Here is a 23385-nt window from a genome sequence, read left to right on the forward strand (position 1 = left end):
CCACGCTGGAGCGGTCCACGTACCGGAACTTCCGGGAGGAAACCCGCAGGTGGGGGCGGGGTGAGGGGAGCGGCGGTAATCTGCGCCCCCGTGAGCCGACCGAACGCGGACTTCCTCCACGCCACCCGCTCCTCCTACGACGCGATCGCCAAGGAGTACGCGGACCGCTTCCCCGACAGCCTCGGCCTCCACCCCGTGGACCGGGCCCAGGTCTCGGCCTTCGCCGAGCTGGTGAGAGCGGGCGGTCCGGCCCCGGTCGCCGACCTCGGCAGCGGCCCCGGCCATGTCACCGCCCGGCTGCACGACCTCGGTGTGCCGGTCTTCGGGGTCGACGTCTCACCCAGGATGGTCGAACTGGCCCGCGAGGCGCACCCGCACCTGCGGTTCCACGTGGGCTCGATGACGTCGCTGGACCTGCCGGACGGGACGCTCGGCGGGATCATGGGGCTCTACTCGGTCATCCATGTCCCGGACGACCACCTGCCGACGGCGTTCGCGGAGTTCCGCCGCACCCTCGTCCCCGGCGGGCACGTGCTCCTGTGCTTCCAGTTCGACGAGGGCGGCGGCCGGCTGCGCCTCACCGAGCGGTTCGGCCACCCGATCGACCTGGACTATCACCTGCGCACCCCGGACACCGTCTCCGCCGCGCTCACGGCGGCGGGCCTGCCACCCGTGGCCACGACCGTCCGCGCACCCGTCGAGGACGAGAAGCGCCCCCGGGCCTTCCTCCTGGCCCGCAAGCCGGAGGACGAGGGCGACCCGGACGGCACGGACGGCACGGACGGTGGGCCTGGCGGGGCGAGCGCGGGCTAGGACCTGTCCGCCGGCTCGTGCCGGAGGCGGGGGGGGCCGCTCGGCACGCCGTCCCCCGCTCGCGTCTTCTTCCGAACGGGCGAGTTCCCGCCGGCGTCGTCGTCGGCTGCCGGCCCGCGCGCGCTCGAACGCACGGGGACACCCCCGTCCGCCCCGCTCCGCCGCACCGATCACGCATGCCGATTCCCTCGGGGCCGCTCCGCCGGACGGGCGTCAGACCGCGCTCACCGCCGCCAGCCGATGTACGTCGCGGGCGGTTCCGGTGACTCCGGACAGGAAGCCCTGGGCGCGGGGGGAGGCGTGTTCCGTGAGCCAGGCGGGGTCGATGTCGCACACGGCGACCCGTACGCCCGTGCCCACGAGGGCCAGGGGCAGGGTGTGGACGACCGTGGAGGGGAAGCTCAGGATCGTCCGCCCGATCGGACCGCGCCGGGCGATCAGCTCCAGCGGCAGGTCGGGGCGGACGATCTCCAGTCCGGTCTCCGCGGCGAGCCGGTGGAGCTTCTCGGCGCTCTCCCGGCGGTGGGCGAAGTAGCGGGTGGCCCCGTGGGCCTTGGCCAGGGTGCGGACCGCCTCCAGGTACCGCTCCCCGTCGACGACCCCGGTCTCGACCAGCGAGGTGCCGACCATGTCCGCGCTCGAGGTGATGCGGGGCGGGCCGAAGCGGGCCCGGGTCCAGCCGAAGTCGTTGGCCGTGACCGTCACCCCGTCCGGTCTCTCCTCCACCGGCATCGAGGAGAAGACCTCCACCCGGCGGCCGGCGCCAGGGGTCAGCCGGCGCCGGGCCGAGGAGGACACCGGCGCGAACAGCAGGTCGCGCGCACCGGGGCGGCCGCCCTTGCGGTGCCAGCGCACCAGGCGCTCACCGCGGGCGAGCTGGGCGACGAACTCCATCGTCGCCGTGCCGTCGTCGACGACCACCAGGTCCTTGGCCCGGGTGATCGTCAGCAGCAGCTGTACATAGCGGGAGAAGGGGTCTCCCATGACGATGCGGTCCGCCCGCCGCAGTTGCCCGGCGAGCCCGCCGATCGTGTGGAAGGGCGCGGCCGGACCGCCCCGGGCCTCCTCCCAGCGGACCCGGTAGCCCTCGTCCCGGGCCAGGTCGGCCATGCGGCGCAGCTGGCCCCGGGTCATGGGGTCGGTCGGGGCCAGCACGACGACGGTGAGCTCCGCGCCGGCCGGCGGCGGACCGCCGTCCGCCGAGCGCCGTACCTGCGTGGGCAGGGGCAGCACGCGGCCCGCGCCGGACGTGTCCGTCCCGCGCAGGCCGTGGACATGCGCCCACTCCAGCACGTTCAGCAACTGCACCGGACTCTCCACGAACGCGAGAGTGCGGGGACCGGTTCTCCCGGCGCGGGGGCTCATCGACGTACGACCGTCCCGTCGTAAGGGGCTCACTGTGGCCCGGTGAGGGTGGCGCGGTGTCAGACCGCGACCGGCTCGCCCGCCGCCGCCGCGATCTCCGCCTCGGCGACGACGCCGTTGACGCGGCGCAGCTTCTTCATCGGGCCGAGCTCGGAGTCGTAGACCTTCTTGACGCCGTCGCCGAGGGAGGCCTCGATGGTGCGGATGTCGCGGACCAGGCGCGTCAGGCCCTGCGGCTCGACGGAGGCGGCCTGGTCGGAGCCCCACATCGCGCGGTCGAGGGTGATGTGGCGCTCGACGAACGTCGCGCCGAGGGCGACCGCGGCGAGCGTGGTCTGGAGGCCGGTCTCGTGGCCGGAGTAGCCGATCGGAACGTTCGGGTACTCCTTCTCCAGCGTGTTGATCACGCGGAGGTTCAGCTCCTCGGCCTTGGCCGGGTAGGTGGAGGTGGCGTGGCAGAGCAGGATGTTGTCGCTGCCCAGGACCTCGACCGCGTGGCGGATCTGCTTCGGGGTGGACATGCCGGTGGAGAGGATGACCGTGCGGCCGGTGGCGCGCAGGGCGCGCAGCAGCTCGTCGTCGGTGAGGGAGGCGGAGGCGACCTTGTGGGCCGGGACGTCGAACTTCTCCAGGAAGGCGACGGCCTCGGTGTCCCACGGGGAGGCGAACCAGGCGATGTTCTTGCTCTTGCAGTACTCGTCGATCTGGCGGTACTCGTCCTCGCCGAACTCCACGCGGTGGCGGTAGTCGATGTAGGTCATCCGGCCCCAGGGGGTGTCGCGCTCGATGTCCCACTGGTCGCGCGGGGTGCAGATCTCCGGGGTGCGCTTCTGGAACTTGACGGCGTCGCAGCCGGCTTCGGCGGCCACGTCGATCAGCTTGAACGCGTTCTCCAGCTCACCGTTGTGGTTGATGCCGATCTCGCCGCAGATGTAGACGGGGCGGCCGGGACCGGCCTCGCGCGAACCGAAGGTGCGGATACGGGAGTTGGTGCTCATGGCGGAGATGTCCTTACTTGGTGAGGGAATCGAGAGAGGGGCCGAGGATCCAGCTGGCGATCTCTCGGATCGCGCCGTCGCCACCGGGGACGGTGGTGACCGCGCGTGCGGCGCCGCGTACGACGTCGTGGGCGCTCGCGACCGCCACGGGCCAGCCGACGAGGGCGAAGCACGGGAGGTCGTTGACGTCGTTACCGACGTAGAGCACGCGCTCCGGCGCTATGCCCTGCTCCTCGCACCACTGCTTGAGGGCGAGGTCCTTGCGGTCGATGCCGTGCAGTACCGGGAGCTTGAGCTTCCGGGCGCGGGCGGCGACCACAGGGTTCTGTTCCGTGGACAGGATCAGCATCCTCAGTCCGCTCCTGCGCAGGGCGGCGATGCCGAGGCCGTCGCCGCGGTGCACGGAGACGAACTCCCGTCCGTCGGAGTCGATCAGCACCCGGTCGTCGGTCTGGGTGCCGTCGAAGTCCAGTACGACCGCGTCGATGTCGTCGGCGGTCGGCAGCGAACCGGGGAGGTCCGCGTCGAAGAGGGGGGCCAGCGCGCGGGCGCGGGCCAGGTCGTGCGGGTCGTCGATCTCCAGCACGCGCGCGGGGTCGGTGCGCACGAGTTCCGTGCGGCCGAAGAAGCGGTGCTGGTGCTTGCGGAAGCCGGCCGCGTCCATGGCGTAGGCGGCGCCGGTCTCCAGGAAGTCCTGGGGGCGGTCCTGACGGCGCGGGCGGAAGGACTTGTCGTGGTTGACCCCGAAGCCGCCCTCGGCCGCCTCGTCGGAGTGGCGCCAGACGAAGCCGTGGAACGGCGCGACGGTGACGGCGGTGTCCGCGCCCTGCTCGGCGACCGCCCCGGCGACGCCGTCGACGTCCTCGCGGATGAGGAAGGGGCTGGTGCACTGCACGAGCAGGACCACGTCGACGGGAGCGCCGTGCAGGGCCTCGTGGGCGTCCATCGCGTGCAGCACGGCCGCCTCGGAGGTGGCGGTGTCCCCGGCGATGGCGGCCGGGCGCAGCACGACCTCCGCGCCCGCCTCGCGCGCCGCGCCCGCGATGGCCTGGTCGTCGGTGGAGACGACCACGTCCGTGACGAGGCGGGTGGCCAGGCACTCGCGAACCGCGCGGGCGACGAGCGGGACGCCGCCGATGGGGGCCAGGTTCTTGGCGGGCACTCCCTTGGAGCCGCCTCGCGCGGGGATCACGGCGAGTACGCGGCGCACCCCAACTGACGTGTCGGACATGGGCATTTCTCCTTGAGGACTCACAGCTCCCCCATCCGCCGGATGACGGGGGCCACCCGCTGCACTCCGTGGCGGTAGGCACCGCGCGCCGCCCGGCGGACGATCTGCCGGACCGGTCCGGGCTCCTTGTCGGCGGCGGGCGCGCCGGGCAGCGGGCTGCCGTCCGGGCCGAGGTGGTGGCGGGCGAGGATGCCGGGCAGATAGCCGGGCGCGGTCGCGGGTGTGTAGTACGGGGTCAGCGGCGGCAGCCCGCCGGGCTGGGCGAGCAGCTTGGCGATGCGCTCGCGCGCCGCGTCGAAGGCGGTGGCGTACGAACCTCCCCCAGCGGCGGGACCCCCAGCGGCGACACCCTGCCGGGCCACCCACCCCGGCTCGGGTACCGGCCGGTGTCCGGCGTCGAGCTGGTCCCAGGAGGCGAGGCAGCCGGAGCCGACGAAGTGGTGGTTGCCGAGGGTCTCGCGGACGCCGAGGTCGGTGAGGACGACGGTCGGGATCCGGCGGTGCAGGGACTCCAGCGCGGCCGTGGAGCTGATCGTCACCAGCAGGTCGGTGCGGTCGAGGACCTCGCCCATGTTCCCGTACACCAGGCGGAAGTTGGCCGGCGGGTCGAGCCGCTGGGCCAGCTTCTGGTAGGGCAGTTCCTCGATGTGGGTGGTGTGTTCGCCCGGTTTGGAGCGCAGTTTGAGCAGCACTTCGCGGTTCGGGTGCAGCCGCGCGTGCCGGACCAGGCGCTCCAGCAGGTACGTACGGTCCTTGCGGCTGTCCGGTACGGAGGGCTGGGCCGCGAACACCACGGTGTAGGGCTCGTGTTCACCCTCGTACGGGCTGCCGCCGAGGAACGGCAGCGCCACCTCGGTGACCGCGGCGGCGTCGGCACCCACGCCCTCGTACACGGCCCGGAAACGGTCCGCGTCCTGGCGGGAGTTGGCGAGGACGAGGTCCGCGCCGTGCCGCAGCAGCAGGCCGTCGGCGAGCTTCTCGTAGACGACGCCGACGTAGCCGGTGACGACGACGGGCCGCTTCGCGCGGCCCTCCCAGACCCGCTTGAGGCCGTGCAGCACCGCCTGCACCCCGCCGCCGACGAGGGCGAGCACGACGATGTCGTACGACTCCTCGGCCATGGCGCGCAGGAACTCGACGGACGTGACCTCCCGGAGGGAGTCGGCGGTGACGCCCACCTCGGTCAGCTGGCGCGCGGTGGGTGTCGCCCGGCCGCGCAGCAGGAATCCGCGGAGCTCGAGGCCGACTTGCGCGCCCTCGTGCGCTGCGGCTTCCATGGACTGACCCGGCGCGATACGAGCCGCGGTCAGCGCACCCCATTTCCAGCGGGTGTCGGAGTCCGCGAGTACCGCGATTCGCGTGGGCTTCGGTGTACTTGGTGGCACGACGAAGACGCTAGGAAGCAATTCCTAGGTAAAGCCCAACCGCATCTCAACAAAAAGTTAACAACACATCGCCGCAAACCGAACTGGCCCGCTGAAGCCCAGGAAGTACACGGGATGCACCGTTCCGACACATTGAGTTCACCCTCCGTACGAATACCGGAAAGTTTTGCAGCCGGGCGGCCTCCTAGGGTTTCTCGGGTGCCTAAGCTTTCCGTGATCGTGCCGTTCTACAACGTGCAGCAATACGCCCCGGACACCCTGCGGAGCCTTCGACTGAACGCCCGTTCCGATTTCGAGTTCGTCCTGGTGGACGACCATTCGAAAGACGAAACGCCGGCGATTCTCGAACGCGCGGCCGAGGAGCTTTCCGACGTCGCCCAGGTGCGTTACATCCGCCATGAGAAGAACGGAGGACTCGCCACCGCGCGCAACACCGGCCTGGACGCGGCGCAGGGCGAGTACCTGACGTTCCTGGACGGTGACGACTGGCTGGCCCCGGGCTACTACGCCCAGCTGGTGGCCGCCATCGAGGAGCTGGGCTGCGACTTCGTCCGAACCGACCATGTCCAGGCCACAGCCCGCGCGCGCACCGTGCAGCGGGTGCCGCACGGGCGGCGCCGCCGGGTCATGAACCCGCGCGAGGCGATCCTGCCCGCCGACCGGTCGACCTCGGTCGACTACGCCTACGCCTGGGCCGGCGTCTACCACCGCCGGCTGCTGGACAGGCGCCTGCTGCACTTCACCGACGGGCTGCGCACGGCCGAGGACCGGCCGTGGATCTGGAAGCTGCACCGCGAGGCGGAGTCGTTCGCCGTGGTGAGCCTGCTGGGCGTCTTCTACCGGCGCGGGGTCGCCTCCTCCCTCACGCAGATCGGTGACGCCCGTCAGCTGGACTTCATCCGCGCCTTCGACCAGGTCATCGAGGAGACGGCCGCGGACCCGGACGCCGACCGGCTGCTGCCGAAGGCGGTGCGCACCTACTGCGCGATCATCGCCCACCATCTCTCGGACGAATCCAAGTGGGAACCGGCCGTGGCCAAGCAGCTGCGGTCGATGAGCGCGGCGGCCATCCAGCGCATGCCGCAGGAAGCGCTCGTCGACGTACTCGACACCATGGACTTCGACCGTTCCTCCAAGCTGCGGCGGCTGCGGCGCCGGATCACCACAGCGAAGGCGGCTGCCTGATGCCCCGTACCACGCGGATCTTCTGCGTCTCCACGCTCTACGGCGCCGCCACCCTGGCCGCCGCGCTCGACTCCGACTGCTTCGACGAGGAGGACCGCAGACTCCTGCTGGTCTTCAACAACTCCACGACCCCGGAGACCACCCCGGCCGTCGACGCCATGCCGGGCTTCGAGCCGCTGCGCGACCACTTCGACGACGTGCTGTCCTGGAACGAGGTCATCCGCCCCTTCCACCCCGGCGCCTGGACCCCTCGCCTGGACGACGTCCCGCTGTTCGAGCGCTATCTGCGGCTGCTGTGGGACCTCGGGGACGACGATGTGGAGCTGGTCCTGGAGTCCATCCAGGTCGCCCCCGCCCTGACCATGGCCCAGCTGTTCCCCGAGGCCGTCATCGACGTCTACGCCGACGGCCTGATGAGCTACGGCCCCACCCGCAACAAGCTGGACCCGCTGGTCGGCACCCGGGTGCGCCGCCTGCTCCACCTGGACCTGGTGCCGGGGCTGACGCCGCTGCTGCTCACCGAGTTCGACGTACCGGCCGAGATCGTGCCGACGGAGGCCTTCCTCAAGGCGATGGGTGAACTCACCGCCACCGTCACGGACGTGCCCGCGGTGCCCGAGAACGCGGCGCTGCTGCTCGGCCAGTACCTGTCCGCGCTGGACATCCTCTCCCCCGAGGAGGAGGAGGACCTGCATGTGCGGATGATGCGCGGGGCGGTCGAGCGCGGCCACCGCGAGATCGTCTTCAAGCCGCACCCGACCGCGCCGGCCCGCTACAGCCGCGCCCTGGAGACCGAGGCCGCGAAGCTCGGCGTGGACCTCACCGTCCTGGACGTGCCCGTGCTCGCCGAGGTGCTGTTCGAGAAGACCCCGCCCGCACTGGTCGTCGGCTGCTTCTCCACGGCGCTGTTCACCGCCTCCGTGTTCTACGGCCTGCCCGTCGCCCGGCTCGGCACCGCGCGGCTCCTGGACCGCCTGACGCCGTACCAGAACAGCAACCGGGTGCCCGTCGTCCTCGCCGACGCGCTGGTGCCGGACCTGGCGGGCGGCAAGGGCGAGGACCTCATCGGCGCCGGCACCCTGGGCGAACTGATCACCGCGGTCGGCTTCGCCATGCAGCCGCAGATCTACCCGGGGCTGCGACCGGCGGCCGAACGCTACCTCTCCGCCCACTTCGGCCCGCGCACCCGGCGCTATTTCAAGCGCAAGCGCCTCACCTCCCTCGGCCTGCCCGGCGGCATCCCCGACCGGCTGGCGTTCCTGCCCCGAAACGCCGCGGCCCGGCGGATGGTGCGCCGGGCGCGGGCACTGCGCAAGGCGGTACGACGCTAGGACTCTTCCAACCAGCGGCCCTGGACGGCCCTTTGGGGCGTCCTGGGCGAAAGGGGCGAAGAGCAACGGGAAAGACGGCTGCTGGTCGGGAAGCGTTGGGTTGGGGTTTACGGAGCCTCCATAGCTTCCCCCAATGCCGCAGACAGCCTTCCCGCCCATACCGTTCGGCCCGGCGGGCGGACCGCGATGACCCAGCAGGACATACGTCCGCCCGCCCACGCCCCGGCTCCGGTGGTGCTCGCCCCCGTGGCGCCGGCTCCGGTCCGGCGGCCGCTCATCTCCTACGTGCTGCCCGTCTACAACGAGCAGGACGGCATCGCCGCGTTCCACGCCGAACTGAGCGCCGCGCTCGACGGCCGCCCGGAGCTCGACTTCGAGCTGGTCTACGTCAACGACGGCTCCAGCGACGGCTCGCTCGCCCTCCTGACGGACCTGGCGGCGAAGGACGGCCGCGTCCGGGTGGTCGACTTCGCCCGCAACTTCGGGCACCAGCTCGCCATCACCGCGGGCCTGGACCTGGCCACGGGCGACGCGGTGATCGTCATGGACACCGACCTCCAGGACCCGCCACGGGTCAGCCTGGAGCTGGTCGACGCCTGGCGCGAGGGCGCCGAGATCGTGCACGCCCGCCGCCGCTCCCGGCAGGACACCGCCTTCAAACGGGCCACCGCGCACCTGTACTACCGCGTCCTGCGCGCCTCCACCGAGGTGGACATCCCGCTGGACACCGGGGACTTCCGGCTGCTGGACCGCAGGGTCGCCGACGAGCTGCGCAAGTACCGCGAGCGCAGCCGCTTCGTGCGCGGGATCGTCGCCTCGATGGGCTACCGGCAGGCCGAGGTGGCCTTCGACCGCGACGAACGCTTCGCGGGCGAGACCAAGTACCCGCTGCGCAAGATGGCCAAGCTCGCCATCGACGGCGTCACCAGCTTCTCCACCGCGCCGCTGAAGATGATCACGCGGCTGGGCTTCACCGTGCTGGCGCTCTCCCTGGCCGGCATCGTCTACGCGCTGGCGATGAAGTTCTTCCGGCCCGAGATCACCGTCTCCGGCTGGACGATGCTGATGTGCGTCGTGCTGTTCCTGGGCGGCGTCCAGATGCTCTCCCTCGGCGTCATCGGCACCTACATAGGCCGCATCTACAGCGAGTCGCAGGGCCGTCCGCTGTATCTGGTGCGCGAGGTGATCGGCGGTTCCGGGTCCGATGACTGAGACCACGGCCAGGATCCAGGCGCCCCCGTCGTCCTCCGGGACCACGCGCCAACTGGTCCGCTACACCCTCATCGGCGGCAGTGGGGTCACCCTCGACCTCGTCGTCTTCCTGCTGCTTCACAACTGGGCGGGGATGGACGAACAGCTCGCCAACGCGATCAGCACCACGCTCGCCATCACCAACAACTTCGCCCTCAACGCACGGTTCACCTTCGAACGCCGCGACCGGCCGGTCGTCCGCTTCCTGCGCTTCTACGCCGTCGGCCTGACCGGCATCGCCCTGACCGACCTGCTCTTCCTCGCCTTCACCGACGGCCTGGGGATCAACGCCGACCTCATCAAGCTGGGCTCGATGCCCCTGGTCCTGGCGCTCCAGTTCGTGCTCAACAAAAGATGGAGCTTCGCATGAACCTCGGCATCATCGGCGCGGGTGCCACCGGGCTGACGGCCGCCTGGGACGCCGTACGGGCCGGGCACCAGGTGACCATCCTGGAGGCCGCCGCCGAACTCGGCGGTCTCGCCGCCTCGCTGGAGGTGGGCGGGGTTCCGCTGGAGCGCTACTACCACCACATCTTCCGCAGCGACAAGGCGATGATCGCCCTCATCGAGGAGCTGGGGCTCGGGGACGCGCTGCGCTTCCACAAGCCGACCACCGGCATCTACCGGGGCGGGAGGCTCATCGACTTCACCACCCCGTTCGACATGCTCCGCTTCCCGGAGTTCTCGCCGGTGGACGCGGTGCGCTTCGCCGGGTCGTCGGCGGTGCTGAAGGCCGTCCGGGGCGGCGAGCGGTACAACGACCTCACCGCCCTCGCCTGGCTGCGCAGGCACGCCGGGAAGAAGGCCACCGCCGCCATCTGGGAGCCGCTGCTGCGGGGCAAGTTCGGCGACCGCGCCGAGCAGGTGTCGATGGCGTGGCTGTGGGCCCGCATCCACTGCCGGACCTTCGAACTCGGCTATGTGGACGGCGGGTTCGAGCGGGTGTACGCCGCCCTGCGGGACGGGATCGAGGAGCGCGGCGGGAAGGTCGAGTTCGGCAAGGCCGTCGAGACCATCCGGCAGGAGGGGGACACGCCTGTCGTCACCTGCGCGGACGGTTCGACGTACCGCTTCGACCGCCTCGTCGTCACCGCGCCGCAGCCCGCCTTCGCCAAGGCGGCCGGGCTGCCCGCCGAGGACACGGTGTGGAAGAACCAGTACCTGGGCGCCACCTGCTTCGTGCTGGAGCTGGACCGCAGTGTGATCCCGTACTACTGGCTCAACATCAACGAGCCGGACTTCCCGTTCCTCGCGGTGGTCGAGCACACCAAGATGATCGACCCGGCGGTCTACGGCGGCCGGCACGTCCTCTACGTCGGCAACTACGTCGAGCGCGAGGACTGGCGCTTCACCACCGAACCGGCCGAGCTGCTCACCCGGTTCGTGCCGTACCTGCGGCGGATCAACCCGGACTTCGACGAGTCCTGGATCAAGGACTGGCACTTCTCCAGGGCGGGGTTCGCCCAGCCGGTGGTGACGCCCGAGTACCGCTCGCTGATCCCCGGCCACGACACGCCGATGAGCCGCGTCACCCTGGCGACGATGGCCCAGATCTACCCGCAGGACCGGGGACAGAGCTACTCGGTGGCGCTGGCCCGCGAGGTCACCGCCTCGCTCGGGCTGCGCTGAGAAGAGGGGCCCCGGTGTGCCGGCCGGGGCCCCTGGCACCGGGTCAGCCGTGCTGCCCGGCGCCGCTCTTGCGCACGCACAGGACCATCCTGGCCCCGGCGTCACCGCGCGGGCAGTCGTACACGGCGGTGACACGCCGCCAGAGTTCCTGATTCACCATGCCCGGCCGGAACCAGCGCCGCTCCAGCACCGCGTACGGGGCGGGGTGGTGGTCGACGCAGTCGGCGTTCTCCTTGAACGACGGCAGGTCCGCGACGTCCGGGAGGTAGCGGGTGCGCTGGAGGAAGGTGGCGATCGGGTAGCGGCACCGGGCGGGGTGGTCGACGTAGTACGTCGTGTCGCCGAAGGCCAGGTACAGCACCGGGGCCCCGGCCGGCATCCGGGCCCGCAGCCGGTCGGCCTCCCGCTGGGTGCGCCGCATCTCGGTCAGGTAGTCGGCGCCGGTCATCGTCACCCTGCCGTGCAGCACGAGGTGCGGGGAGCCGGGCCAGATGCTCGCGGTCAGGCACACCACGCCGGTCAGGGCGACCAGCACGACGGACCGCACTCCCCGGGGGGGCCGCCTTCTCTCCCCCCGCCTCTCCGACAGCACGTCCACCAGCGCCGCGAGCAACGCCACCAGGCTCGCCGTCCACACCACCCACGGCCGCTGTACGCCCTCCGGCGCCCCGGCGTACAGCACGGGCAGGACGCCGTACACGAGGGACACGGCGCCGAAGCACCAGGGCGGCGAGCGACGGGCGCCGCCCACCGCCAGGCCCCAGGCAGCGGCGGCCAGCACCGGCAGCTGGGCCGCGTGGTACAGGAACCAGTTGCCCTGCACCACCACGACCGCCTGGGCGGCCAGGCCGATCAACAGCGCCACCCCGAGCAGTTCGGCCCGCCGCCGGCGCCCGCGCACCCGGGCCAGGACCAGCAGCAGCGCCCCGGGCAGGAGCAGCAGCACCGGGCCGGCGACGGCCCGGTCGGCCAGGAAGTCCACGGAACGCGCGAGGATGAACCCCGGACGGATGCCGGTACGGCTGAGGGCCGACTGGTTGATCAGCGGCATGTCCTCCATCCACTGCCCCTCGTGGGAGCCGGCGAGGAGGCTGAGCGCCAGCAGGGCCACCGCGGCCGGTACGCCGAGCACGGCGAGCCGGACGGCCCGGCCCCGGTCGACGACGTACACCAGCAGCACGCCGATGGCGGCGGTCGCGGCGGTGGAGTACTTCATCATCACCGCGAGTCCGAGCGGCACCGCGGCGAGGAGCGCCGCCCGCCACGGCCGCTCGGGACCGAGGGCGGCGGCGACGGCGACCACCGTCAGCACGACCGCCGCCCACTCCGGCTGGAGGAAGTCGTTACGGGGCGCGAGGGCCAGGGCGAGCCCGGTCGCGCCCGCCGTGAAGGCGGCCTCGCGCCCGGTGACCCGGCGCAGCAGGGCCGCGTACAGGGCGTACGCGGCAGCGGCGGCGAGCAGGACGCCCGCCGCCCCCATCAGGGCCTCGCGCGCCGCCGTACCGCCGAAGGCGAGCCGGTCGAGGCCGGCCACGAACCAGCGGTAGAAGAACGGCCGGTGGGTGAAGACCTCCGACGGCGAGTAGCCGGCCGCCCGGCCGGTGCGGAGGGCGGCGAGGACGTAGTGGAGGTCACCGGTGAGCCGCCGGGTGGCCACGGTGTAGACCAGGGCCGCGGCGGACGGCAGGGCCACCGCCGCCCACCACAGGGGTGAGCGGCGGCGGCCCTGGCGCGGCGGGGCGGCGACCGGCGGATCGCCGGCCAGTGCTGTCGCCATGGTCAGCCGCCCAGGATGATCCGCAGGTCGGCCGCGTTCGCCTCGGTGACCTTCCACAGTTCCCGCTGCCGGCCGTGCACGTCGGCGACCGTCTTCGCGTGGTCGGCGAGCAGGTCCTTCGAGCGCTCGACCAGCCGGGCGGCGAGGTGGCGGTCGTGCACGGACACCCCCCACTCGGGCCGTTCGATGTCACGCAGGAAGTACGCCATCTTCGGGTGCGAGATCAGGCTGATGATGGGCGTGCCGCAGCCGAACGGGATCATTCCGGCGTGGCCGCGCATGCCGATCACCAGCTTGGTGCGGGCGTACAGGTCGCGGATCTGGTCGTTGTCGAAGTCGTACATCGGGATGACGGGCATCGAGATGCCGTGCTCGCGCCGCAGGTCGAAGGCGATCTTCTCGTCGTCGAGGGAGTGTGCCGCGCACCGCACCTCGGCCAGCTCGCCCAGGTCCCGGACGGCCCGCGCCATCTGGGCCAGGAAGTAGCCGTAGTCGTGGCCGAAGCGCAGGCCCGCCCGGTCGTAGGCCGCGTTGATCAGGATGGTGTCCTCGCGGCGGGCCGGGTCCTGCCAGCCCGCCACCAGCCGGCGGGTGACCGTGGTGGGGCAGGGCTGGAAGCGCACCTTGTCGTGCAGGTGGGCCGGGAGCATCGCCCGGACCTTCTCGATCGAGCCGTGGTTGCGCAGCCCGAAGAAGGAGGACTTCTCCACGAGCAGGCGCAGCGACTCCCGGAAGCGGCCCGCGCGGTAGGACTGGCCGTCGAAGGCGTTGAAGCCCACGGCGAACACGGCGATCGGCACGTCGATGCGGTTCAGCAGCTCGTCGGGGACGTTCCACTGCCAGGCGCTGTTGCCGTTGGGCATGGTGTCCGGGATGAACAGGCCGCCACCGCCGATGACCAGGCCCCGGCGGGCGTTGACCCGCGTCAGCGCGGCCTCGTCGAAGAGGCGGTGGGCGTGCACCGGGTGCCAGCGGCGGGAGCCGGTGTCCGGGCCGAAGGCGAGCCGGACGCTCTCCGGGAGCAGCTTGTCGCCCGCGTTGCCCTGCCGGTCCATGTAGAAGGCGACGTGCGCGAGCTGGTCCTCGGCGCTGCCCTGTTCCTGGGACGGTACGGCGGAGGCGCGCTGCGCCCACAGCCGGCTGGAGCGGTGGGTGGGGTCGACGGAGATGCCGGCCGTGGCGTGCCTGAGGGCCTGCGTGTTGTCGCCGTGCACCCAGGCGATCTGGGCGAGCCGGGCGTAGGAGGTGGCGGCCCGGTTGGGGGCGGCGGTGGCCAGCAGCAGCTGGGCCTTGGCCTCCTCGTACCGGGAGACGCTCATCAGGGCGTGGCCGAGGACCTCGTGCGGCCAGGCCTCGTCGAGCGGGATGCGGACGCCGCTGAGGATGTCCACGGCGTTCTGGTAGTCGCCGGCGCCGATGTGTGCGGCGGCGACCTTGCGGGCGGTCTCGATGTCGCCGGTGCGGGCGACGTGCGGGGTGCCGTAGTGGACGAGCAGGTCGTGGTGGAGGCTGCCGGAGGAGGCGAGGTAGGCGGCGTGGAAGTCCGCGTCGGACAGCTCGAACTCGCGCCAGCGGTCCTCGGCCCGGCTGTAGCCGGCCTCGCCGCCCTGCCAGGGCTTGTGACGGCCCGTGAAGTGCAGGATCGCGGTGTCCTCGGGGACGGGCAGGTCGCCGGACAGCCGCCGCTTGACGAAGTTGTAGCGGGCGTCGAGGCGGATGAAGTCGCCGTCCAGGACGGCGTTCAGGATGCCCTGGTCGTGCTTGTCGAGCTCGTAGTCGCCGCTGCGGCCGGTGGCGTCCAGCCGGGCGCAGAACGCGTCGCTGAGGTACTCGCGCTGGATGACCAGCAGCCCGGAGTTGAGCTTGTGCTGCCCGTAGAAGAACTGCGGGACGGCGGCCAGCCCCTCGCGCAGCTGGAGCAGTTCGCCCAGGTCGCCGAGGACGACCATGTCGGTGTCGAGGGTGATGACGGTGTCGTACTCGCGGATCCGGAACACGTCCAGGATGAAGTACGCCTTGCGGACCAGGTAGTTGTCCTGGTCGCCCTTCTTGTACGAGTCGTAGTGGCCGTCGTCGACGCGGCGCAGCACGATGCGCGGGTGCAGGGCGCGGATCTTCGCGATCGAGCCGGGGCGCAGGTCGTCGTAGAGGACGACGAAGTCCTCGCACACGCCCGGGTTGGACAGGGCGAGGCTGCGCAGCAGGGCGAGGAAGCCGGGCAGGTAGTTCTCGTCGACGTAGGAGGCGAAGGCGATGCGCCGCTTGCCGGTGAGCGCGTGCGCGTCGGTCAGGGGGGCCTGGGTGGCGGCCGCGTTCGGGGAGGTGGTGGTCATCGCAGGGCAATCCTCATGTCGCTCACGCTCTGGGCCCGCTCCATGACCCATGCCTTCTCGCTGGTGTATTCGTGCACGGAGGTGATGGCCAGCTTCATCGCTTCCTGGACGCGGTAGGCGCCGCTCTCGTAGAAGTCGAAGCCGATCAGGTCGAGCTTCGGGCTGACGTCGAGGAAGTCCAGCAGCCACAGCATGTTGAAGCCGGTGGTCGGGATGCCCGACCAGACGTCCGTGCCGAGCTTGCCGATGTTGCGCACGGGCCAGCGCAGCGAGTCGTCGCCGAGGTGGGTCTGGGCGCCGGGTACCAGGCGGTTGCGCAGCGAGTACTTCCAGTCGCCGGAGACGCCGCCAAAGACGAGCCGGGTGGTGACCCGCTGGTCCCAGTTGAAGCCGTGCTTGTGGATGGCGGCGTGGATGTCGGTGCGGCTGCCGGTGTGCCCGGGGTCGATCCGGTACGAGTTGAAGCGGACCACCAGGTCGTAGGCGTCGATCTCCGCGCCCATGGAACTGGCGCCCACCCGGCCGGAGTTGGCGATCAGGCAGATGGACTTGCCGGCGATCTGGTTGCGGAACTCGCCGAGGCTGATCCACCGCACCCCGCCGATGGTCGGGTCGGCGACCGGGCCGCGCATCCGGGCGCGGCGCTGCTCGGCGTAGAGGGCGAGGGCCTCGGTGAGCGCGGCGAGGTCGACACCGGGGACGGTGGTGCGCAGGTCCAGGTACTGGCTGAGCAGTTCCTGCCGGTCGGCGACCGGGGCGTCGTCGGCGGCGAGCGCGAGGAGCGCTCCCACGAGGCGCGGCTCGGCCTCGGTCCAGTCGCCGACGGCGTGCGCGGCCAGGCCCTCGGCCCACACGTCGGTGGCGGGGCGGCGGGTGAACTCCCCGGCGCGCGGGCTCTGGCGGCGCAGCAGGCCCAGCAGCTCGCGCTCCTTCTCGCCGGCGAGGCGCAGTCCGGCGATCCGGGCGCGGACGCCGAAGCCGTCGTCGTCGGTGAGGGCGAGGTACTTCTCGTACGCCTCCAGCGCCTCTTCCTCGTCGCCGAGGGTCTCCAGCAGGCGGGCGCGCAGCCGCCAGCCGGCGCGGGAGTTCTTGCGCTGGGCGAGCACGGTGTCGCTGATGACGAGTGCGAGGTTCAGTTCGTCGTCGTACCCGCACTCGAGCGCCTTGTTGGCGACCGCGAGCAGGGCGTCGAGCAGTTCTCCGGCCATCCCCCCGGCCGGTGCGGCCGTGCCCTTGACGGCACGCTTGAGCAGCGCGGTGGCGCCGGCCGGTGCGGGCGCGGCGGCGGCCGTGCCGGTGGTGCCCCACACCACGAGCAACTTGCGCAGCTGCTCGGCGAGTTCCACACGGCGCCGGTCGATGCTGCCGACCAGCTTGCCGCTGTGCACCGCGCAGGCGCGCAGGCATTCGTCCAGCTCCCCGCCACGCGCACGTGCACGCCTCTTCTGGACCGTCGTCATGACACTCCTGGTTTTTGCCAAACAAAGCTTTGATCAGGTGGGTTTACTGTTCCGTGGGGGGATGCTGGAAAAAATTAGAAAGGTAAAACGACATTCAGGTGAACGCCCCGGGACCAGGCGGCTAATCGTTGGGTCGTCAACCAAGGCATGTCTGTGAATCGGACTAATGTGCCTTGGTACACCCACAGGAACGCCCGTCGAGGGGAATTTCGTGACCAGCATGACCGCCCCACCGGCGATCGAGGTTCCTCCTCTGCCGGAGCGGGCCAAGCCCCGCCCGGAGCCGCGGCTGCGGGCCCTGGACGGGCTGCGGCTGATCGCCGCGCTGATGGTGGCCGGGTACCACTACGGCGGCCGGGGCGGCGATGTCACCAAGGCCTGGGGGAGTTCCGCGCAGCACCAGTTCCCCACCCTGCACACGTATTTCGCGTACGGCTGCCTCGGCGTCCAGGTCTTTTTCGTGATCAGCGGATTCGTGATCTGCATGAGCGGCTGGGGCCGGACCCTGAAGTCGTTCTTCGCCTCCCGCGCGTCCCGGCTGCTGCCCGCCTACTGGCTGGCCATCGTGCTGGTGACGGCGGTGTTCGCGCTGCCCGCGGTCACCTTCAAGGCGGTGTCGCCCAGCGACGCGCTGGTGAACCTGACCATGCTCCAGCAGCCGCTGGGCGTGGACCGGGTGCTCGGGGTGTGCTGGACGCTGTGGGCGGAGATCCGCTTCTACGCCCTCTTCGCACTGCTGGTCGTGCTGCCCGGGGCGAGCCGGCGGCGCGTGATCTTCTTCTGCGCGGGCTGGATCCTCGCGGCGGCCATCACGCAGGGCGCGCACCAGCCGCTGCTCGACATCGTGCTGATGCCGGAGTACGCGCCGTTCTTCGTCGGCGGCGTCGGCCTCTACCTGGTCCACCGCGACCGGAGCGACGTCTACGCCTGGGGCATCGTGGCCGTCAGCTGGCTGATCGGGCAGCACTACGCGGTGCGGAGCCTGTGGAACGCCGCGGACCCGCACGCCTTCGCCCACCGCACCTCGTTCGGCATCATGCTGGTGGTCACCTTCGGCTTCGTCGCGGTCGCGGCGATCGCCCTCGGCTGGCTGCACTGGGCGAACTGGCGCTGGCTGACGGTGGCCGGGGCGCTGACCTACCCCTTCTACCTGGTCCACGAGCACCTGGGCTGGGTGGTCATCAAGGTCCTGCACCGCAGCCTGCACATTCCGTCCTACGGGACCTTCCTGCTGACGGTCGCCTTCATGCTGCTCCTCGCCTGGCTGATGAACCGCTACGTGGAGAAGCCGCTGACCCCGAGGATGCGGGCGGCGCTGGGGAAGGCGACGCCGAATTCCTCGCCGGCGTCTCAGCCGACGCCGTAGCGCGCCCGGATTCCGTCGATCACCAGCGCGAGGCCTTCCTCGAACTGGTCGTCGTAATCGTCGAAGAGCAGCTTCCCGGCCTCGGCCGCCAGGGGGTAGTCGGCCATCCGCCGGGCGCGCTCCTCGATGTCGTAGCCCTCCCGGCGCTCGTCCGGGAGGGGCCGCACGCCCTGCTCCTCGGTGACGAAGCCGATGGTGTACATGTTCGCTGTCCGCGCCGCCTGGACCGTCCGCGCCAGGGTGAAGCCGGCGGCCGTGAAGAGGCGCAGGGTCGCCTCCATCTCACGCCCGTGGTCGACGCCGGTGAAGCGTGAGCCGCTGAAGACCTTCGCGCCGTCGCGGTAGCCGAGCAGCGCGGCGCGCAGCCCGCGGTTGACCTTGAGCAGCCGCTCCTGCCAGGTGTCGGCGGGATCGAGCGCGGTGCCGGCGACCATCCGGCGGTACATCTCCGTCGCCATCTCGTCCAGCAGCGCCTGTTTGTCCTTGAAGTGCCAGTACAGGGCGGGCGCCTTGACGCCCAGTTCATTGGCGATGGCGCGCAGGGTCAGACCCTCCAGGCCCACCTCGTTCAGCAGCTTGAGGGCGGTGTCCGCGACCCGGGTGCGGTCGAGGGGCGCTCGGCGTTCCGTACTCACGCTTGACAGCTTAACAGCGTTAAGGGCACTCTCGTCGTCGACGGCACTTAACGACGTTAAGGAGACGAGTCGTGGATGTCCTGATCGTGGGGGCGGGCCCCACCGGACTGGCCCTGGGGATCGACCTCGCCCGGCGCGGCGTGGACGCGCTGGTCGTGGAGCGCGCGGACCGGCTGTTCCCCGGATCGCGCGGCAAGGGGATCCAGCCGCGTACGCAGGAGGTCTTCGACGACCTCGGCGTCCTCGACGCGATGCGTGCGGCGGGCGGGCCCTATCCGGTGCGGATGATCTGGAAGGACGGCGAACGGGTCGGCGAGCAGCCGATGTTCGAGGCCGTGGAGGCGACGGAGGGCGCGCCGTACACCGAGCCGCTGATGGTGCCGCAGTGGCGGACGCAGGAGGTCCTGTACGCGCGGCTGGTGGAGCTCGGCGGACAGGTGGCCTTCGGCCGCGAGGTGACGGGTCTGGAGCAGGACGCCGAGGGCGTGGACGTACGGTTCGCCGACGGTACGGCCCTCCGCGCGCGGTACGTCGTCGCCGCCGACGGCGGGCGTTCGGCCGTGCGGCGGGCGGTGGGTGTCGGGATGACCGGCGAGACGGTCGACCCGAACCCGTTCCTGGTGGCGGACGTGCGGGTGCGGGGCCTCGACCGGGACCACTGGCACGCGTTCCCCGGCGCCGACGGCACCGGCCTCATGCTGTGCCCGCTCGCTGGCACCGACGACTTCCAGCTGTCCGCGAAGCTGGCGGAGGGCGCCGAGCCGAAGCCGGCCCTGGACGGCGTCCGCGAGCTGGTCGCCGCGTACACGCACCTCGACGCCGCGGACGTCACCGAGCTGCGCTGGGCCTCGGACTTCCGGCCACGGGCGGCGCTGGCGGACCGCTTCCGGGTGGGCCGCGTGTTCCTCGCGGGCGACGCCGCCCACGTGCACTCACCGGCCGGCGGGCAGGGGCTGAACACCAGCGTCCAGGACGCGTACAACCTGGGCTGGAAGCTGGGCGCGGTCCTGCGGGACAGCGCGCCCGGGACGCTGCTGGACACCTACGAGGAGGAGCGGCGCCCCAACGCCGCGGCCATGCTGGGCCTGTCGACGGGCGTGCACCGCGGCGAGGTACAGCGAGGGAAGGCGACGGTCCAGCTCGGCCTGGGCTATCCGGAGTCCTCGCTGACCGAGGACAGGCGTACCGCCCCGTCCGGCGTACGGGCGGGCGACCGGGCACCCGACGGCACGGTGGAGGGCGTACGGCTCTTCGACGCCTACCGTGGCCCGCACTGGACACTCCTCGGCGCCTCGGCCCCCACCGCGGAGATACGAGCGCTCTCGACCGCCCCGAAGTCGTACGGCCCCGGCGTGTTCCTGATCCGCCCGGACGGCTATGTGGGCTGGGCGGGGGACTCGACGGCGGGGCTCGGGGAATACCTCACGCGTTTGGGCTGCGGGTGAGGCTCGGCTTGCGGGCGATCAGCCGTCCAGGAGAGTGTCCACCGGGAGTTCCAGGTGGACACCGACGGACTCCGGGACGGGCACGCTCTGGCCGCGCTTGAAGCGCTCGGGATCGGGGTACTTGCCGTCGACCGGTTCGGTGTAGAGCAGCACCTCACCATGCTTGCGGTCCGCGACGAGGTAGGCCGGGATGCCGACCTGGGCGTAGCACTCGACCTTGGGGCCGAGATCGTCGGACCAGTTCGACGATGTGACTTCCACGACCATGCGGAAGACATTCGGAGCGTAGTAGTTCTTGGTGACGTGGGCGTCTCGGAAGTCCTCGTCCACGATGGAGAGATCGGGGATCGCGAAGTCTTCGGGCAGTGTCGGCAGCCAGAGGCCGACGCCCTGGACCCACTCCGCCCCGCTTCCCTCGATGCCCGCGCGGTCCAGGGCACGGCACGTCTTCGTCAACGACAGAGCGTGCGAGCCGTCCGGCGGCGGTGTCGCAGTGAGCCTCCCCTGGAGAATCTCCACGCGGTGGCCAGGCAGTGCGCGGGCGAGCATGTCGGCAGCCTCGCCCAGGGTTAGCTCCTGCTGCAGTACGGCCATGGCGTCCTCCTTTTCGGGGCCCACTCTGCAACGAGAGTAACCGGGGCCGTGCCGGCTTCGCTCCTGATCACTCATTCGGACGAACACCCCAGTTCAGAACGCATCCGACGGCACATAACTCCCCCAAACCTCCCGGAGGGCGCCGCACACCTCCCCCACCGTCGCCCGCGCCCGCAGCGCCTCCCGCATCGGGTACAGCACGTTGTCCTCGCCCTCGGCCGCCTTCTTCAGGGCGGCGAGGGCCGAGTCCACCGCGCCCTGGTCCCGTTCCGCCCGCAGCCGGGCGAGCCGCTGCGCCTGCCGGCTCTCGATCGCCGGGTCCACGCGGAGCGGCTCATACGGTTCCGCCTCGTCGTACCGGAAGCGGTTGACGCCGACCACGACGCGTTCGGCCGCGTCCGTCTCCTGGGCGATGCGGTACGCGTTGCGCTCGATCTCCTCCTTCTGGAAACCCCGCTCGATCGCCGCGACCGCGCCGCCCAGGTCCTCGACCCCCCGCATCAGGTCCAGGGCCGCCGCCTCCACGTCGTCCGTCATCCGCTCGACGGCGTACGAGCCCGCGAACGGGTCGACGGTCGCGGTCACATCGGTCTCGTGGGCCAGCACCTGCTGGGTGCGCAGGGCGAGCCGGGCGCTCTTGTCCGTGGGGAGGGCGATCGCCTCGTCGAAGGAGTTGGTGTGCAGGGACTGCGTGCCGCCGAGCACCGCCGCCAGGGCCTGGACGGCGACCCGGACGAGGTTCACCTCGGGCTGCTGGGCCGTCAGCTGGACGCCCGCCGTCTGGGTGTGGAAGCGGAGCATCAGCGACTTGGGGTCCCGCGCGCCGAACTCCTCCCTCATCACCCGGGCCCAGATCCGGCGCGCGGCCCGGAACTTGGCGACCTCCTCCAGGATCGTCGTACGGGCGACGAAGAAGAAGGACAGGCGGGGCGCGAAGTCGTCGACGTCCATGCCGGCCGCGACCGCCGTACGGACGTACTCGATGCCGTCCGCGAGGGTGAAGGCGATCTCCTGCGCGGGCGAGGCGCCCGCCTCGGCCATGTGGTAGCCGGAGATCGAGATGGTGTTCCATCTGGGGATCTCGGCCTTGCAGTACTTGAAGATGTCGGCGATGAGCCGCAAGGAGGGCTTCGGCGGGAAGATGTAGGTCCCGCGCGCGATGTACTCCTTCAGGACGTCGTTCTGGATCGTGCCGGTCAGCCGGTCCGCCGGAACGCCCTGTTCCTCCGCCACCAGCTGGTAGAGGAGCAGCAGCAGGGCCGCCGGCGCGTTGATCGTCATCGACGTGGAGACCTCGCCCAGCGGGATCCCGCCGAACAGCACCCGCATGTCGTCGATCGAGTCGATGGCCACGCCGACCTTGCCCACCTCGCCGTGCGCGAGGGGCGCGTCGGAGTCGTGGCCCATCTGGGTGGGCAGGTCGAAGGCGACGGACAGGCCCGTCGTGCCGTGCTCGATCAGCTGCCGGTAGCGGGCGTTGGACTCGGTGGCGGTGCCGAAACCGGCGTACTGGCGCATCGTCCAGGGCCGGCCGGTGTACATGCTGGGGTACACGCCCCTGGTGAAGGGGTATGCGCCCGGCTCGCCCAGCTTCCCGGCCGGGTCCCAGCCGGCCAGGTCCTCAGGTCCGTAGACCGGCTCGATCGGCAGTCCGGACTCCGACTCACGCGCCATGGTGTGTGCCTCCGAGTTGCGTTCGGTACTCCTCACCATGCCCCGTTGTTCGGCGGCGGTCACGCGGGGAAGCATCTGGGGCATGAGTCGCATCGGACGCTCGACCGCCGCACTCTGCTCCGCCGTCGCGCTCGCCGTCCTCTGCGGCTGCACGGTGCCGGCCCCGGACGCCGACGGCAAGCAGCGCTCACCGGTGCACATCCGGCTGCCGAGCGGCCGGGCGTCCGGTCCCGCCGGCCACGGGTCGAGCGCCGCCCCCGCGCCCGCGCCGGCCGACGTGCTGTGGTCGCGCGGCGACAGCGGCGCGGACGTACGCGAGCTACAGGCCCGGCTGCGGCAGATCGACTGGCTCTTCGACGGGCCGACGGGGACGTACGACGATCTGACCGAGCAGGCCGTCAAGGGCTTCCAGCGCAAGCGCGGACTGCCGCGGACCGGCCGCACCGACACCGTCACCTGGCGGCGGCTGATCGGCATGACGCACCAGCCGGGCACGTGGGAGCTGTACCTGATGGGTGGTCAGCCGGCCGCCGCGCCTGACCCGCGCTGCCTGACCGGCCGGGTGCTGTGCATCAGCAAGACCACCCGGACGCTGCGCTGGATGATCGACGGGCGGACGGTGTCCACCATGTCCGTCCGCTTCGGCTCCCAGTACACCCCCACCCGGGAGGGCGTCTTCCACATCTACTGGAAGTCACGGCACCACGTGTCGACGCTCTACGACTCCCCCATGCCCTACGCGATGTTCTTCAGCGGGGGCCAGGCGGTGCACTACTCGTACGACTTCGCCGCGCGCGGATACGCCGGCGGCTCCCACGGCTGCGTCAACGTGCGGGACGAGGCGGCGATCGCGGATCTGTTCGCGCAGGTGAGGGACGGCGACAAGGTCGTCGTCTCCTGGTGAGCGCCGAGG

Annotated in this window: 19 protein-coding genes; 9 read left to right on the plus strand and 10 right to left on the minus strand. The window is 71.3% G+C overall.

The genetic code is table 11. The features are described from left to right. Positions 1 to 90 precede the first annotated feature (90 nt). The gene (locus tag ABZ915_RS27235; protein ID WP_361808442.1) at positions 91 to 813 is read left to right on the plus strand and encodes a class I SAM-dependent methyltransferase; all 723 of its coding nucleotides are present in this window, start codon (positions 91 to 93) and stop codon (positions 811 to 813) included. A 213-nt stretch (positions 814 to 1026) separates the two neighbouring features. On the opposite strand, the gene ABZ915_RS27240 is transcribed toward ABZ915_RS27235, so the two are convergent. Genes ABZ915_RS27240 through ABZ915_RS27255 form a run of 4 tightly spaced genes read right to left on the minus strand, consistent with a single transcriptional unit; the run spans position 1027 to position 5792 of the window. Then, the gene (locus ABZ915_RS27240; RefSeq protein ID WP_361808445.1) at positions 1027 to 2178 is read right to left on the minus strand and encodes a hypothetical protein; all 1152 of its coding nucleotides are present in this window, start codon (positions 2176 to 2178) and stop codon (positions 1027 to 1029) included. Positions 2179 to 2237: 59 nt separating this feature from the next. Further along, positions 2238 to 3176 (minus strand): N-acetylneuraminate synthase family protein, encoded by a 939-nt coding sequence (locus tag ABZ915_RS27245; RefSeq protein ID WP_361808448.1) that lies wholly within the window; start codon positions 3174 to 3176, stop codon positions 2238 to 2240. A 13-nt stretch (positions 3177 to 3189) separates the two neighbouring features. Then, on the minus strand, positions 3190 to 4407 hold the full coding sequence (locus ABZ915_RS27250; protein WP_361808451.1) for an N-acylneuraminate cytidylyltransferase: 1218 nt from the start codon (positions 4405 to 4407) through the stop codon (positions 3190 to 3192). Between the two features lie 20 nt (positions 4408 to 4427). Then, positions 4428 to 5792, minus strand: a complete 1365-nt coding sequence (locus ABZ915_RS27255; RefSeq protein WP_361808454.1) for a DUF6716 putative glycosyltransferase — start codon at positions 5790 to 5792, stop codon at positions 4428 to 4430. Between the two features lie 198 nt (positions 5793 to 5990). On the opposite strand from ABZ915_RS27255, the gene ABZ915_RS27260 reads away from it, so the two are divergent. The 5 genes from ABZ915_RS27260 to ABZ915_RS27280 all read left to right on the plus strand — a co-directional run bounded on the left by ABZ915_RS27260 (position 5991) and on the right by ABZ915_RS27280 (position 11188). Continuing rightward, on the plus strand, positions 5991 to 6977 hold the full coding sequence (locus ABZ915_RS27260; protein WP_361808457.1) for a glycosyltransferase family 2 protein: 987 nt from the start codon (positions 5991 to 5993) through the stop codon (positions 6975 to 6977). Next, entirely contained in the window at positions 6977 to 8308 is a 1332-nt protein-coding gene (locus ABZ915_RS27265; RefSeq protein WP_361808460.1) for an alpha-2,8-polysialyltransferase family protein, read from the plus strand. The genes ABZ915_RS27260 and ABZ915_RS27265 overlap by 1 nt, the downstream gene beginning before the upstream one ends. A 186-nt stretch (positions 8309 to 8494) precedes the next feature. Beyond that, a complete protein-coding gene (locus tag ABZ915_RS27270) occupies positions 8495 to 9520 on the plus strand; it encodes a glycosyltransferase family 2 protein (protein WP_361808463.1) in 1026 nt (341 codons plus the stop codon). After that, complete coding sequence (locus ABZ915_RS27275) at positions 9513 to 9929, plus strand: GtrA family protein (RefSeq protein WP_361808466.1); 417 nt, start codon at positions 9513 to 9515, stop codon at positions 9927 to 9929. The genes ABZ915_RS27270 and ABZ915_RS27275 overlap by 8 nt, the downstream gene beginning before the upstream one ends. After that, positions 9926 to 11188, plus strand: a complete 1263-nt coding sequence (locus ABZ915_RS27280) for an NAD(P)/FAD-dependent oxidoreductase (RefSeq protein WP_361808469.1) — start codon at positions 9926 to 9928, stop codon at positions 11186 to 11188. The genes ABZ915_RS27275 and ABZ915_RS27280 overlap by 4 nt, the downstream gene beginning before the upstream one ends. A 43-nt stretch (positions 11189 to 11231) precedes the next feature. On the opposite strand, the gene ABZ915_RS27285 is transcribed toward ABZ915_RS27280, so the two are convergent. From ABZ915_RS27285 to ABZ915_RS27295, 3 genes are read right to left on the minus strand one after another with little or no spacing between them, the layout of a single operon-like run. Next, positions 11232 to 12965 carry a hypothetical protein gene (locus ABZ915_RS27285; RefSeq protein ID WP_361808472.1) on the minus strand — a complete coding sequence of 578 codons (1734 nt, stop codon included), beginning with the start codon at positions 12963 to 12965 and terminating at the stop codon, positions 11232 to 11234. Positions 12966 to 12967: 2 nt separating this feature from the next. Then, entirely contained in the window at positions 12968 to 15298 is a 2331-nt protein-coding gene (locus ABZ915_RS27290) for a glycosyltransferase (RefSeq protein WP_361808475.1), read from the minus strand. Then, a complete protein-coding gene (locus tag ABZ915_RS27295; RefSeq protein WP_361808478.1) occupies positions 15295 to 16758 on the minus strand; it encodes a glycosyltransferase family 29 protein in 1464 nt (487 codons plus the stop codon). The genes ABZ915_RS27290 and ABZ915_RS27295 overlap by 4 nt, the downstream gene beginning before the upstream one ends. Positions 16759 to 16978: 220 nt before the next feature. Here ABZ915_RS27295 and ABZ915_RS27300 point away from each other — a divergent pair, with 220 nt between their 5' ends. Further along, a complete protein-coding gene (locus ABZ915_RS27300; protein ID WP_361809079.1) occupies positions 16979 to 18124 on the plus strand; it encodes an acyltransferase in 1146 nt (381 codons plus the stop codon). On the opposite strand, the gene ABZ915_RS27305 is transcribed toward ABZ915_RS27300, so the two are convergent. Further along, a complete protein-coding gene (locus ABZ915_RS27305) occupies positions 18109 to 18759 on the minus strand; it encodes a TetR/AcrR family transcriptional regulator C-terminal domain-containing protein (RefSeq protein WP_361808481.1) in 651 nt (216 codons plus the stop codon). The two genes, ABZ915_RS27300 and ABZ915_RS27305, sit on opposite strands and share 16 nt — an antisense overlap. Positions 18760 to 18830: 71 nt before the next feature. On the opposite strand from ABZ915_RS27305, the gene ABZ915_RS27310 reads away from it, so the two are divergent. Beyond that, a complete protein-coding gene (locus tag ABZ915_RS27310) occupies positions 18831 to 20204 on the plus strand; it encodes an FAD-dependent monooxygenase (RefSeq protein ID WP_361808483.1) in 1374 nt (457 codons plus the stop codon). Positions 20205 to 20222: 18 nt separating this feature from the next. On the opposite strand, the gene ABZ915_RS27315 is transcribed toward ABZ915_RS27310, so the two are convergent. Both ABZ915_RS27315 and ABZ915_RS27320 read right to left on the minus strand, forming a co-directional pair. Then, a complete protein-coding gene (locus ABZ915_RS27315) occupies positions 20223 to 20798 on the minus strand; it encodes a Uma2 family endonuclease (RefSeq protein WP_361808486.1) in 576 nt (191 codons plus the stop codon). Positions 20799 to 20891: 93 nt separating this feature from the next. Continuing rightward, positions 20892 to 22472, minus strand: a complete 1581-nt coding sequence (locus tag ABZ915_RS27320) for a methylmalonyl-CoA mutase family protein (RefSeq protein WP_361809082.1) — start codon at positions 22470 to 22472, stop codon at positions 20892 to 20894. Between the two features lie 82 nt (positions 22473 to 22554). Here ABZ915_RS27320 and ABZ915_RS27325 point away from each other — a divergent pair, with 82 nt between their 5' ends. After that, positions 22555 to 23376, plus strand: a complete 822-nt coding sequence (locus ABZ915_RS27325) for a L,D-transpeptidase family protein (protein ID WP_361808489.1) — start codon at positions 22555 to 22557, stop codon at positions 23374 to 23376. Positions 23377 to 23385 lie beyond the last annotated feature (9 nt).

The sequence above is a fragment of the Streptomyces sp. NPDC046915 genome, assembly GCF_040644935.1.
Classification (GTDB): Bacteria; Actinomycetota; Actinomycetes; order Streptomycetales; family Streptomycetaceae; genus Streptomyces.

Coding starts and splice junctions, on each gene's coding strand:
- ABZ915_RS27240 (WP_361808445.1), bottom strand. CDS start 2,178: ATGAGCCCCCGCGCCGGGAGAACCGGTCCCCGCACTCTCGCGTTCGTG.
- ABZ915_RS27245 (WP_361808448.1), bottom strand. CDS start 3,176: ATGAGCACCAACTCCCGTATCCGCACCTTCGGTTCGCGCGAGGCCGGT.
- ABZ915_RS27250 (WP_361808451.1), bottom strand. CDS start 4,407: ATGTCCGACACGTCAGTTGGGGTGCGCCGCGTACTCGCCGTGATCCCC.
- ABZ915_RS27265 (WP_361808460.1), top strand. CDS start 6,977: ATGCCCCGTACCACGCGGATCTTCTGCGTCTCCACGCTCTACGGCGCC.
- ABZ915_RS27270 (WP_361808463.1), top strand. CDS start 8,495: ATGACCCAGCAGGACATACGTCCGCCCGCCCACGCCCCGGCTCCGGTG.
- ABZ915_RS27275 (WP_361808466.1), top strand. CDS start 9,513: ATGACTGAGACCACGGCCAGGATCCAGGCGCCCCCGTCGTCCTCCGGG.
- ABZ915_RS27280 (WP_361808469.1), top strand. CDS start 9,926: ATGAACCTCGGCATCATCGGCGCGGGTGCCACCGGGCTGACGGCCGCC.
- ABZ915_RS27285 (WP_361808472.1), bottom strand. CDS start 12,965: ATGGCGACAGCACTGGCCGGCGATCCGCCGGTCGCCGCCCCGCCGCGC.
- ABZ915_RS27290 (WP_361808475.1), bottom strand. CDS start 15,298: ATGACCACCACCTCCCCGAACGCGGCCGCCACCCAGGCCCCCCTGACC.
- ABZ915_RS27295 (WP_361808478.1), bottom strand. CDS start 16,758: ATGACGACGGTCCAGAAGAGGCGTGCACGTGCGCGTGGCGGGGAGCTG.
- ABZ915_RS27300 (WP_361809079.1), top strand. CDS start 16,979: ATGACCGCCCCACCGGCGATCGAGGTTCCTCCTCTGCCGGAGCGGGCC.
- ABZ915_RS27315 (WP_361808486.1), bottom strand. CDS start 20,798: ATGGCCGTACTGCAGCAGGAGCTAACCCTGGGCGAGGCTGCCGACATG.
- ABZ915_RS27320 (WP_361809082.1), bottom strand. CDS start 22,472: ATGGCGCGTGAGTCGGAGTCCGGACTGCCGATCGAGCCGGTCTACGGA.
- ABZ915_RS27325 (WP_361808489.1), top strand. CDS start 22,555: ATGAGTCGCATCGGACGCTCGACCGCCGCACTCTGCTCCGCCGTCGCG.